At 72.8% G+C, this 11,483-nt stretch carries 10 protein-coding genes; 5 read left to right on the top strand and 5 right to left on the bottom strand.

What is annotated here, in order from left to right; genetic code table 11:
• The 3 genes from EF903_RS19725 to EF903_RS19715 all read right to left on the bottom strand — a co-directional run.
• Positions 1-531: TIGR03619 family F420-dependent LLM class oxidoreductase (locus EF903_RS19725; protein WP_125544983.1), on the bottom strand; the 531-nt coding region annotated here is incomplete at its 3' end.
• A 107-nt stretch (positions 532-638) separates the two neighbouring features.
• Positions 639-1,955: an ADP-ribosylglycohydrolase family protein gene (locus EF903_RS19720; protein ID WP_125544981.1), complete on the bottom strand. Its 1,317-nt coding sequence runs from the start codon at positions 1,953-1,955 to the stop codon at positions 639-641.
• A 176-nt stretch (positions 1,956-2,131) separates the two neighbouring features.
• Positions 2,132-4,708, bottom strand: a complete 2,577-nt coding sequence (locus EF903_RS19715) for a bifunctional FO biosynthesis protein CofGH (protein ID WP_125544979.1) — start codon at positions 4,706-4,708, stop codon at positions 2,132-2,134.
• A 363-nt stretch (positions 4,709-5,071) separates the two neighbouring features.
• Between EF903_RS19715 and EF903_RS19710 the strand changes: the two genes are divergently transcribed.
• From EF903_RS19710 to EF903_RS19700, 3 genes are all read left to right on the top strand, one after another.
• On the top strand, positions 5,072-6,484 hold the full coding sequence (locus EF903_RS19710) for a family 2B encapsulin nanocompartment shell protein (protein ID WP_125544977.1): 1,413 nt from the start codon (positions 5,072-5,074) through the stop codon (positions 6,482-6,484).
• An 88-nt stretch (positions 6,485-6,572) separates the two neighbouring features.
• Positions 6,573-8,039 carry a family 2 encapsulin nanocompartment cargo protein terpene cyclase gene (locus EF903_RS19705; protein WP_125544975.1) on the top strand — a complete coding sequence of 489 codons (1,467 nt, stop codon included), beginning with the start codon at positions 6,573-6,575 and terminating at the stop codon, positions 8,037-8,039.
• A 5-nt stretch (positions 8,040-8,044) separates the two neighbouring features.
• Positions 8,045-8,932, top strand: a complete 888-nt coding sequence (locus EF903_RS19700; protein ID WP_125544973.1) for a geranyl diphosphate 2-C-methyltransferase — start codon at positions 8,045-8,047, stop codon at positions 8,930-8,932.
• A 63-nt stretch (positions 8,933-8,995) separates the two neighbouring features.
• On the opposite strand, the gene EF903_RS19695 is transcribed toward EF903_RS19700, so the two are convergent.
• Both EF903_RS19695 and EF903_RS19690 read right to left on the bottom strand, forming a co-directional pair.
• Positions 8,996-9,244 (bottom strand): DUF397 domain-containing protein, encoded by a 249-nt coding sequence (locus EF903_RS19695; protein ID WP_125544971.1) that lies wholly within the window; start codon positions 9,242-9,244, stop codon positions 8,996-8,998.
• Positions 9,241-10,098 (bottom strand): helix-turn-helix transcriptional regulator, encoded by an 858-nt coding sequence (locus tag EF903_RS19690; RefSeq protein WP_125544969.1) that lies wholly within the window; start codon positions 10,096-10,098, stop codon positions 9,241-9,243. Before EF903_RS19690 ends, EF903_RS19695 begins: the two co-directional genes overlap by 4 nt.
• A gap of 162 nt (positions 10,099-10,260) precedes the next feature.
• Between EF903_RS19690 and EF903_RS19685 the strand changes: the two genes are divergently transcribed.
• Together EF903_RS19685 and EF903_RS19680 are read left to right on the top strand one after the other, a co-directional pair.
• A complete protein-coding gene (locus tag EF903_RS19685) occupies positions 10,261-10,758 on the top strand; it encodes an ATP-binding protein (RefSeq protein WP_260615632.1) in 498 nt (165 codons plus the stop codon).
• Between the two features lie 284 nt (positions 10,759-11,042).
• Positions 11,043-11,465 carry a hypothetical protein gene (locus tag EF903_RS19680; RefSeq protein WP_125544967.1) on the top strand — a complete coding sequence of 141 codons (423 nt, stop codon included), beginning with the start codon at positions 11,043-11,045 and terminating at the stop codon, positions 11,463-11,465.
• Positions 11,466-11,483: the final 18 nt, after the last annotated feature.

Below are 11,483 nucleotides of genomic sequence, written 5' to 3'. Positions count from 1 at the left end.
GGGTTCGCGGGGTGTCTGGGCCGGCTTGGGGTGGGCGGCGCTGGCGCTGACGGTGGCGTACGGGCCGGTGTGGGCGGCGGGTTCGGGGGCCCAGAGGGTGCGCATGAGGGCCAGGTGGTCGTGGACGCGTTCGCGGCGGGTGCGCCAGTCGACACCGTGGTCGGCGGCCTCCTCGACGTTCCAGCCGTAGCCGACGCCGAAGGTGAGGCGGCCGCCGGAGAGGTGGTCGAGGGTGGCGACCTGCTTGGCGAGGACGATGGGGTCGTGCTGGGCGACGAGGGTGATGCCGGTGCCGACTCGGAGGCGGCGGGTGACGGCGGCGGCCTGGGCGAGGGCGACGAAGGGGTCGAGGGTGCGCCCGTACTCGTCGGGGAGTTCGCCCCCCATCGGCGCGCCGGTGTCGCGGGAGACCGGAATGTGGGTGTGCTCGGGCAGGTAGAGGGCGTGGAAGCCGCGTTCCTCCAGGCTGCGGGCGAGGCGGACGGGGGTGACGGTCCGGTCGGTGAGGAAGATGGTCGTGGCGATCCGCATGGGCGAGGGCACCTCCGTGGTTGTCCGCGGCTCGGCTCCCGGGACGGGTGCGGATCACGCTACGGCCTGCCCGCACGATTGTTGAGGGGGTGTCAGCCCGGTGGCCGTCAGCCCCGCGGGTAGCGGGCCAGCCAGCCGGGCGCGGAGGCGGCCGGGCCGTGCAGGGAGGGGCCCTGGGTCATCTCCAGCGCGAAGTCGTCGGCGAGTTCCAGCAGCGTGGCGCGGCCTTCGAGGTCGGTGAGCCAGGCGGCCGGCAGGGCGGTCTCGCCGTGGAGGGCGCCGAGGAGGGCTCCGCAGAGGGCGCCGGTGGCGGAGGAGTCGCCGCCGTGGTTGACGGCGAGGCGCAGCCCGTGGCGTACGTCCTCGGCGGTGAGGGCGCAGTAGACGGCGATGGCGAGGGTGTCCTCGGCGTCGCGGCCCTCGCCGGGGGAGAGGGATTCGACGGCGCGGGGGGTGGGCGCGGCCGGTTCGGCGGCGGTGGTGAGGGCGCGCCGGAGGGCGTCGGTGACGGGCTGGTGGCCGGGGCGGTCGGCGAGGAGGGCGAGGGCGCGGTGGACGGCGCCTTCGAGGGTGGCACCGCGGGTGAGGGCGTGGACGATGACGGCGAACGCGCCCGCGGACAGGTAGGCGGTGGGGTGGCCGTGGCTCTGGACGGCGCACTCGACGGCGAGTTGGAGGACGAGGGCGGGTTCCCAGCCGACGAGGAGGCCGAAGGGGGCGGAGCGGGTGGTGGCGGCGGCGTCGCGGGCGGTGGGGTTCTTGGGCTGGTCGAGGGTGCCGAGGACGGTGTCGGCGAAGCCGGTCGTGCAGGCGCGGTCGGGGCCGCGGCGGGCGTAGAGCCACTCCTGCCGGGCGAGCCAGCCGTTGTCGGCGCGGCGTTCGTCGGGGCCCCAGTCGCTCTGGGTGGCGGCCCACCGGAGGTAGGCGCGGTGGATGTCGGTGGGCGGGTGCCAGGCGCCGGTGTCGCGGCGGACGTGTGCGCGGATGAGGCCGTCGACGGTGAAGAGGGTGAGCTGGGTGCAGGCGGTGACGGTGCCGCGGCGGCCGTGGGCGGGCGCGGGCTCGGTGAGGCCTTCGACGCCGTGGGTGTTGCGTATGCCGTCGAGGGAGAGGCCGGCGACGGGCGCGCCGAGGGCGTCGCCGATCGCGGAGCCGAGGAGGGTGCCGCGGACGCGGCTGCGGAAGTCCTGCTGCTCGGTGCGGCCCCACGCGTGGGTGGTGAGGGGGGCGCGGGCGCCGGGGGTGTCGGCGTCCGGGGCGGCGTCCGTGCCGGCGCCGGGGCCGGCGTCCGCGGCCGGCCGGGTGCCCGAGACCGGCTGTCCGGCAGTGGCCGGATCCGTCTCCGTGGTCGGATGCGTCTCCGCGGCCGGGTTTGCGGCCAGGCCCGTTGCCGGTGCCGTGTCGGTGGTCGTTGCGGTGTCCATGGTGCGTCCCCCAGCCTGCGAGCCTGCCCCCCGCGGGCTCTGGCGGGCACTGTAGTTGCCGGGACCGGCCCGTTTCGGGGTACGGAGGCCAGGCGGCCCGTATGTGCGGGGAGAACGGCCGAAAGTACGCGTGTCGGCCCTGCCGGGGCCGGGTTGCCCGGCCCCGGCCGGGCCGGTCAGTCCAGGACGGGGAGCAGTCGCGGCAGGTGGCCGTCGGAGGCCTGGGCGGCGCGCTGCCGCTCCTCGGGGACCTCGCCGTACAGGGTGGTGCGGGGTGTGGCGGGGCGGCCGGCGGCTTCGGCGATGGCGGTGAGGTCGCGGATGGAGCGGTAGGAGCCGTAGCTCGATCCGGCCATGCGGGAGATGGTCTCTTCCATGAGGGTTCCGCCGAGGTCGTTGGCGCCGGAGCGGAGCATTTCGGCCGCGCCGTCGGCGCCGAGCTTGACCCAGCTGGTCTGGATGTTGGTGATGTGCGGGTGGAGCAGCAGGCGGGCCATGGCGGTGACGGCGCGGTTGTCGCGGACGGTCGGGCCGGGCCGGGCGATGCCCGCGAGGTAGACGGGGGCGTTGGTGTGGATGAAGGGGAGGGTGACGAACTCGGTGAAGCCGCCGGTCTGCTGCTGGATGCGGGCGAGGGTGCGCAGGTGGCCGAGCCAGTGCCGGGGCTGGTCGACGTGCCCGTACATCATGGTGGAGGAGGAGCGTATGCCGAGCTCGTGGGCGGTGGTGACGACGTCGATCCAGTCGGCGGCCGGCAGTTTGCCCTTGGTGAGGATCCAGCGGACTTCGTCGTCGAGGATCTCGGCGGCGGTGCCGGGGATGGAGTCGAGGCCGGCTTCCTTGGCGGCGGTGAGCCAGTCGCGGACGGACATGCCGGTGCGGGTGGCGCCGTTGACGATCTCCATGGGGGAGAAGGCGTGGACGTGCATGCCGGGGACGCGCTCTTTGACGGCGCGCGCGATGTCGAAGTAGGCGGTGCCGGGCAGGTCGGGGTGGATGCCGCCCTGCATGCACACCTCGACGGCGCCGACGTCCCAGGCCTGGGCGGCCCGGTCGGCGACCTGGTCGAGGGAGAGGGTGTAGGCGTCGGCGTCGGTGCGGCGCTGGGCGAAGGCGCAGAAGCGGCAGCCGGTGTAGCAGACGTTGGTGAAGTTGATGTTCCTGGTGACGATGTAGGTGACGTCGTCGCCGACGACGGAGCGGCGCAGCTCGTCGGCGATCCGGCAGAGGGCGTCCAGCGCGGGCCCGTCCGCGTGCAGCAGGGCCAGTGCCTGGTCGTCGGTGAGCCGTTCGGGGTCGTCGGCGGCCTGGGAGAGGGCGGCGCGCACGTCGGTGTCGAGGCGTTCGGGGGCCATGCCGGGGGCGGCGGCTTCGCGGAGGGCGTCCCAGTCGCCGTAGACGTGGTCGAAGTCCTGGCGGCGGTCGCCGGTGCGGCCTTCGGTGTCGACGGCGGTGTGCAGGTCGGTGCGGCCGGAGGCGGTGAAGGCGTCCTCGGGTTCCTGCCAGGGCCGGCCGGTGACCTCGGCGTCGGGCCGGGCGAGGCCGGTGGCCGGGTCGGCGAGGGCCCGGACGTGGGGCAGCAGTCGGGGGTCCAGCCAGGGTTCGCCGCGCTGGACGAACTCGGGGTAGACGCAGAGGCGTTCGCGCAGCTCGAAGCCGGCGGCGGCGGACTGTTCGGCGAGCCGGTCGATCTGCGGCCAGGGCCGTTCGGGGTTGACGTGGTCGATGGTCAGCGGGGAGACGCCGCCCCAGTCGTCGATGCCGGCGCCGATGAGGCGGGCGTACTCGCCGTCGACGAGGTTGGGCGGGGCCTGGAGGCAGGCGGAGGGGCCCATGATGTGGCGGGCGACGGCGATGGTGGCGACGAGGTCGTCGAGTTCGGCGTCGGGCATGCCGCGCATCGCCGTGTCCGGCTTGGCGCGGAAGTTCTGGATGATCAGTTCCTGGATGCCGTGGTACGCGCGTGCGGTGCGGCGCAGCGCGAACAGCGACTCGGCGCGCTCCTCGTACGTCTCCCCGATGCCGATGAGGAGGCCGGAGGTGAAGGGGACGGAGGAGCGGCCGGCGTCTTCGAGGACGCGGAGGCGGACGGCGGGCTCCTTGTCGGGGGAGCCGTGGTGGGGGCCGCCGGGCTCGGACCACAGGCGGGTCGCGGTGGTCTCCAGCATCATGCCCATGGAGGGGGCGACGGGCTTGAGCCGCTGGAAGTCGGCCCAGGTGAGGACGCCCGGGTTGAGGTGGGGGAGCAGGCCGGTCTCTTCGAGGATGCGGATGGAGATGGCGCGGACGTAGCTGACGGTGTCGTCGTAGCCGTGGGCCTCCAGCCATGCGCGGGCCTCGGGCCAGCGGTCCTCGGGCTTGTCTCCGAGGGTGATGAGGGCTTCCTTGCAGCCGAGTGCGGCGCCGCGGCGGGCGATGTCGAGGACCTCGTCCGGTGACATGAACATCCCCTGGCCGGCGCGGCGCAGCTTCCCGGGGACGGTCGCGAAGGTGCAGTAGTGGCACTTGTCGCGGCAGAGGCGGGTGAGGGGGAGGAACACGCTCTTCGAGTACGTGATCACGCCCGGCCGGCCGGCGGCTTCGAGGCCGGCGTCGCGGACGCGGGCGGCGGACGCGGCGAGGTCGTCGAGGTCGGCGCCGCGGGCCCGGAGCAGGACGGCGGCCTCGGCCGCGTCCAGGGCGACACCGTCGCGGGCGCGCCGCAGGGCGCGCCGCATCGCGTTCTGGGTCGGGGCGTCACTCGGAGGGGTCATGCGGTGAGCATACGGTCCGGTGGCAGGGCGGCGGGCAGGGTCCTCGCCGCTCATCCGCATCGGCGGTCCGGGCGTTGACCAGCGGGGATGGGCCGGTCGCCACCCGCGGCGGAGGTGCCGGGGGCGGGACCGCTGCGATCCGGCCGCGTCCCGTCCGGATGTCGTGCATTCGCCAAACATCCCCCCGCTGAAGATCACCGCATCGGGGGACGGGCGCGGCTCCGGAGGGATCAGGCGGCGGTCAGGCCGTTACTGTTCCCCAGGATCTGGCCGGATTCCCGGATATCACCCCTTTCCTCCCTCTTTCACCGGTGCCGTGTGGGTAAGCCCGGTCGCCGTCCCTCGCGAAGGAGAGCTTGTCCGATGACCGTTGACAGCAGCCCCGAGACGCAGCCGGCGCCGCCCCGGCAGTCCAGCCTGGGCACGGCGGCTGCCCGCAACCTCGCCACCACGACCAAGTCCGCTCCGCAGATGCAGGAGATCACCTCCCGCTGGCTGCTGCGGATGCTCCCCTGGGTGGAGACCAAGGGCGGCGCCTACCGCGTGAACCGGCGGCTCACCTACGCCGTCGGCGACGGCGTCATCGAGTTCGTGCAGGACGGCGCGAGTGTCCGCGTCATCCCCCGCGAGCTCGGCGAACTCGCCATGCTGCGCGGCTTCGACGACGAGGACGTCCTGCGCGAGCTGGCCTCCCGCTGCGTCCAGCGCGACTTCCGGCCCGGCGAGGTCATCGTCGAGCGCGGCTCGCCCGCCCAGCACATCCACCTCATCGCCCACGGCCGCGTCGGCCACACCTCCGTCGGCAAGTACGGCGACACCGTCGACCTCGCGGTCCTCGGCGACGGCGACCGCTTCGGCGAGCACGCCCTCCTCGACGGCGAGGGCACCTGGGACTACACCGCCACCGCCGAGACCGCCGGCACCCTTCTCACCCTCTCGCGCGCCGACTTCGACGCCGTCCTCGGAGCCTCACCGGCGCTCCGGGACCACATCGCCCGCTTCACCTCGCTCCCGCAGCAGCGCCAGAACCGGCACGGCGAAGCCGAGATCGCGATGTCCGCCGGCCACACCGGCGAGCCCGAACTCCCCGGCACCTTCGTCGACTACGAACTCCGCCCGCGCGAGTACGAGCTCTCCATCGCGCAGACCGTCCTGCGCGTCCACACGCGCGTCGCGGACCTCTACAACGAGCCGATGAACCAGACGGAGGAGCAGCTCCGGCTGACGATCGAGGCGCTGCGCGAGCGCCAGGAGCACGAGCTGGTCAACAACCGCGAGTTCGGCCTCCTCCACAACGCCGCCTTCAAGCAGCGCATCCAGACCCATTCCGGGCCGCCCACCCCCGACGACCTCGACGAGCTGCTGTGCCGCCGCCGCGGCACCCGCCTGTTCCTCGCCCACCCGCGCACCATCGCGGCGATCGGCCGCGAGTTCAACGCCCGCGGGCTCTACCCGGACCACGTCGATGTCGGCGGGCAGAGCGTCCCGGCCTGGCGCGGCGTCCCGATCCTGCCGTGCAACAAGATCCCGATCAGCAGGGAGAACACCAGCTCCATCATCGCCATGCGCACCGGCGAGGAGAACCAGGGCGTCATCGGCCTGCGCCAGACGGGGCTGCCGGAGGAGTACGAGCCGGGCCTGTCGGTCCGCTTCATGGGCATCGACGAGAAGTCGATCATCTCGTACCTGGTGACGACGTACTACTCCGCCGCGGTCCTCGTGCCGGACGCGCTCGGCGTGCTGGAGAACGTCCAGATCGCCCGCAGGCGCGACTAGGGGGCCAGGCCACCGCCCGAACCGACCCGGGCCGTCCCGGCGCGCCCGGGGTCCGGGCCGGCCCACCCACCCCACCGAGGAGGAACGGATGCCCGAGCCCGGGCCCTCCCCCATGCAGTCGAGCCTGCCCGACGCCGCGGCCCGCTTCGGGGCCCACGGCCACGGCCGCGGCGCGGACGCCACCGCCGCCGCAGCGGGCCGGCGCCGGCTGCCCGCCGTCCCCGGACTGCCCTTCCCGCCGCGCCCTCCGGCACCGGAGACCCCGCGGGCCGCGCCCGCCGACCTGCCGGCCCCGGCGGCCCCGCCCGTCCCGGAGCGCGGGCACGGCGAGGCCCTGGAGCGGATCATGGCCGGCCCCAGCGGCCTCGGCACGGCGGGCCTGCACTTCGCGCCCCGGGCCGGCCTGGCGGTGCCGACGGCTCCGCCGGACGCGCCCGCCGCGGCCGCAGCGCCCGCCGCCCCGACCCTGCCGAGCCTGCCGACGCGGCCGGCCCGGCCGACGGAACCGGCCCTGGCGGCGGCGTGGGCCCTGCCCGAGCTGCCGCACCCGGCGCCGGCGGGGGCCGCCACCGCCGAGGGCCGGCCCATTCCCGGCCTCTACCACCACCCCGTCCCCGAGCCGGACCCGGTCCGCGTGGCCGAGGTCAGCCGCCGCATCAAGCGGTGGGCGGTCGACGAGGTCGAGGCGTACCCGCCCGAGTGGGAGGACCAGTTCGACGGCTTCTCCGTCGGCCGCTACATGGTCGCCTGCCACCCGGACGCCCCCACCCTCGAACACCTCATGGTCGCCACCCGCCTCATGGTCGCCGAGAACGTCGTCGACGACTGCTACTGCGAGGACCACGGCGGCTCCCCCGTCGGCCTCGGCGGCCGGCTCCTCCTCGCCCACACCGCCCTCGACCCGCTCCACACCACCGACGAGTACGCCCCGGCCTGGGCGGAAACGCTCCTCTCGGACGCGCCCCGCCGCTCCTACCGGTCCGCCATGCAGTACTTCCTGCAGCTCGCCACCCCCTCCCAGGCCGACCGCTTCCGGCATGACATGGCCCGCCTGCACATGGGCTACCTCGCCGAGGCGGCCTGGGCGCAGACCGACTACGTCCCGCAGGTGGCCGAGTACCTGGCGATGCGGCAGTTCAACAACTTCCGCCCCTGCCCCACCATCACCGACACCGTCGGCGGCTACGAACTCCCCGCGGACCTGCACGCCCAGCCCGCCATGCAGCGCGTCATCGCCCTCGCGGGGAACGCCACCACCATCGCCAACGACCTGTACTCGTACACCAAGGAACTGAACAGCCCCGGCAAGCACCTCAACCTGCCGGTGGTGATCGCCGAACGCGAAGGCCTCTCCGCCAAGGAGGCCTACCTCAAGGCCGTCGAGGTCCACAACGACCTCATGCACGCCTTCGAGGCCGCCGCGGCCGAGCTGGCCGCCTCCTGCCCCGACCCGCGCGTCCTGCGCTTCCTCAAGGGAGTCGCCACGTGGGTCGACGGCAACCACTACTGGCACATGACCAACACGTACCGCTACAGCCTGCCCGACTTCTGGTAAGAGGAATGGATTCACCCGTGTCCAGCATCGAACTCACCACCCCCGCCACGTTCATCCCCGCCCCGGCCACCCCGTACCAGGGCGACATCGCCCGCTACTGGAACGAAGAGGCCCGGCCCGTGAACCTGCGCCTCGGCGATGTCGACGGCCTCTACCACCACCACTACGGCATCGGCGACATCGACCACGACGCCCTCGGCGACCCCGCCGACAGCGCCTACGAGAAGAAGCTCATCGCCGAACTCCACCGCCTGGAATCCGCCCAGACCGACGTCCTCCTCGACAACCTCGGCACCATCGGCCGCGACGACCTCCTCGTCGACGCCGGCTGCGGCCGCGGCGGCTCCATGGTCATGGCCCACCAGCGGTTCGGCTGCAAGGTCGAGGGCGTCACCCTCTCCGCCAAGCAGGCCGACTTCGGCAACAACCGGGCCGCGGAACTCGGCATCGCGGACTTCGTCCGCTCCCGCGTCTGCAACATGCTCGACATGCCCTTCGAGACCGGGCAGGCCGCCGCGTCCTGGAACAACGAGTCCAGCATGTACGTCGACCTCCACGATCTGATGGCCGAGCACTCCCGCATCCTCGCCGTCGGCGGCCGCTACGTCACCATCACCGGCTGCTGGAACCCCCGCTACGGGCAGCCGTCGAAGTGGGTCTCGCAGATCAACGCCCACTTCGAGTGCAACATCCACTCCCGCCGCGAGTACATGCGCGCCATGGCCGACAACCGCCTCGTCCCCCAGGCCGTCATCGACCTCACCCCGGCGACCCTCCCGTACTGGGAGCTCCGGGCCACGTCGTCGCTGGTCACGGGCATCGAGGAGGCGTTCATCAACTCGTACAAGGACGGCTCGTTCCAGTACGTCCTGATCGCCGCGGACCGCGTCTGACGCCTCCCGGCCGCCGCCTGCGCCGGGCCCGCACGCAGCCGGGCCCGGCTTCCCTCTGACCGGCTACGCCTGCCGCGCCCCTGCCACAAACCCGGCCCAGGCGGCGGGGGAGAAGCTCAGGTGCGGGACGGCGGTGTCCTTGGAATCGCGGACGAGGACGGCTGCGGGGGTACTGGCGACCTCGACGCAGGAGTCGCCTTCGGAGCCACTGCTGTGACTGCTCTTGGCCCAGCCGACTTCCACGCAGTCGTTGATGTCGCTGCTGTCGCTGTAGCTGCTCTTGAACCAAACGGGTTCGGAGTTGCGGTTCATGTTGCTCCCAGCAGTTGCTCGATGAAGGACCGCGACTCCCGCGGCGTGAGAGCCTGGGCCCGGATCATGCCATACCTCGATTCCAGAATGCGGAGCTGCTTCGGGTCAGCTACCGGACGCCCGTGGAAGCTGCCCTCTGCCCGACCGACGGCAGTCCCGTCACCGAACTTCAGCACCTGGATGAGCCCTGCCATTCCCGCGTGCTCCTCGCACGAGGTCGGCATCACCTGAAACGTCACGTTACGCAACTGGAGCACCTCCAGCAGGTGTTCGAGCTGTCGGCGTCGAACCGTTGGTCCACCCAATGGCCGCATGAGTGCCACCTCTTCCACGACGAAACTCAGTGCGGGTGCGGGGTCACGGTTGAAGATCGACCGCCGTGCCATCCGTGCTGCCACGCCACGCTCTATCTGCGCCTCCGATTCAGCCGGGTGCGCCATCTCGAACAGTGCCCGTGCGTATTCCTCGGTCTGCAGTAAGCCGTGAATGTTGTGGTTCCCGTACGACAGCAGCTCAACCGCCCGCGATTCGAGCATGGCCAGATCACGGATCCGCTTGGGGTAGCGAGCGGGCTCGACGTCCTTCTTCATGGCCGCGATGCGGCCCTCGGCCCCCAGCACCTCATCCGCACGGTCCAGGTACTCCGGGCGCGGGATGCGGCGCCCCGCCTCGACCTTGCGGACCAGGTCCTCTCCGTACCCCAGGCGGGCCGCGAAGTCGGAGGCCCGCAGACCGGCGGTCTCTCTCCACACCTTCAACTGCCGGCCGACGGCCGCGACGACCGCCGCGCCCTGCTGGTCCTCCGGGTCGACCTCCCAGCCCGGCTCTTCCGTTCCGTCGCCGTCCACGCTCATGCGCACCCACTTCCGACGTGCCCGTGCCCGACATGCTCAACGCCCGGTACCCGCACGCGCCTCTCGGACAGACAGGACAGGTCCGGACAGCGTCCGGACAGCCGCAGTACGCAGGGGCGTCGCCTCTTCTCAGCGTAGACACACATCGCCACGCTGAGTGACGTGATTCCACAACTCCCTTACTCCGGAGCATCCGTGCACCCGTCGTGCGTCCTCCAGCTCTCCGCCACGCCTCGCGGCGCCCGCCTCGGGCGGCTGCTCGCGGTCGAGCAGCTCCGTGCCTGGGGCGTGCCGCTGGAGCGGCCCGAGCGCATCCTCGTCGAACTGCTCGCCAACGCCGTCACGCACGGCCGTGTCCCCGGCCGGGACTTCCGCCTCGCCCTCGCCGTCCACCCCACGGGCATCGTCCGCATCGAGGTGACGGACACCCGGTACGACCGCATGCCGGACCCGGCGGCCGGAGGCCGCGGGCTGGTGGTCGTCGAGGAACTGGCCGACTTCTGGGGCGTCGTGACCGGGCCGCCCCCGTGGAAGACGGTCTACGCCGAGGTGTCGCCGTACCGCCCACCGGCACCGGGAATCCACGACCCGGTGGGCCGCGGGACGGCCCTCCGTGAGACGGCAGCGCACGAGGCCAATAAAAGGCCCGATGAGAGCTAACCCACCTACCCACCCACCTCTTTGACCTGTCCCGACCCGCTGTCGCTCGCACGGGTGAACTGTGCCAACCGAGGCAATTCGGCGCCGGTTGCCGGGCATATGCTCGCGCCGAAACAACCGCAGACATGCGTCGGCCCCCGGCAGGACTAGCGATCCGCACCGGGGGCCTGACCCAACCAGGAAGTAGCACCTTCCCAATGGACTGGAAGCAGCCTAGCGCGCCCCCGCGCCCAGCGCCCGGGGTTCCCGCCGAGACCCCCCGATCAGGCGTAACGCACGTCAACGTGCGGCACGACAGCCACTTCACCGTGATCGGCAACCACCTCGCCCAACACCGCCGCCTGTCGCTCCTCGCGATCGGTCTGGCCGTGCACATCCAGTCCCTCCCCGCCGGGACACGCGTCGCCATCCGCACCCTCGCGGAACGCTTCCCCGACAGCGAGCACCGCATCGGCCGCGCCCTGCGCGAACTGGAGGCCCAGGGCTACCTGGCCCGGGTCTGCGAACGCCTCCCGTCGGGCCGCGTCGTCACCCGCACCATCTCGTACAACCGCCCCCACGGGACGCCCTCCAGCGTCCCCACCCGCACCGCGCCGTCCCGCCTCAGGCCGCGACTCGTGCCGTCCCCCGAGCCCCGGGAGGCGCCCCGGCCGCCACGACCACCGGCGCCTCCCGGGGCTCGGGGGACGGCACGAGTCGCGGCCTGAGGCGGGACGGCGCGGTGC

Origin of the sequence: Streptomyces sp. WAC05292 (assembly GCF_003949955.1) — a bacterium.
Lineage (GTDB): Bacteria > Actinomycetota > Actinomycetes > Streptomycetales > Streptomycetaceae > Streptomyces > Streptomyces globosus.
Note: the sequence above shows the minus strand (reverse complement) of the source record. Positions and strands in the feature narration are given on the sequence as shown.

Bases quoted from the DNA above. Each gene is read 5' to 3' on its own strand.
- EF903_RS19700 (WP_125544973.1), top strand. From the start codon at position 8,045: ATGGATTCACCCGTGTCCAGCATCGAACTCACCACCCCCGCCACGTTC.
- EF903_RS19695 (WP_125544971.1), bottom strand. From the start codon at position 9,244: ATGAACCGCAACTCCGAACCCGTTTGGTTCAAGAGCAGCTACAGCGAC.
- EF903_RS19705 (WP_125544975.1), top strand. From the start codon at position 6,573: ATGCCCGAGCCCGGGCCCTCCCCCATGCAGTCGAGCCTGCCCGACGCC.
- EF903_RS19715 (WP_125544979.1), bottom strand. From the start codon at position 4,708: ATGACCCCTCCGAGTGACGCCCCGACCCAGAACGCGATGCGGCGCGCC.
- EF903_RS19710 (WP_125544977.1), top strand. From the start codon at position 5,072: ATGACCGTTGACAGCAGCCCCGAGACGCAGCCGGCGCCGCCCCGGCAG.
- EF903_RS19720 (WP_125544981.1), bottom strand. From the start codon at position 1,955: ATGGACACCGCAACGACCACCGACACGGCACCGGCAACGGGCCTGGCC.
- EF903_RS19690 (WP_125544969.1), bottom strand. From the start codon at position 10,098: ATGAGCGTGGACGGCGACGGAACGGAAGAGCCGGGCTGGGAGGTCGAC.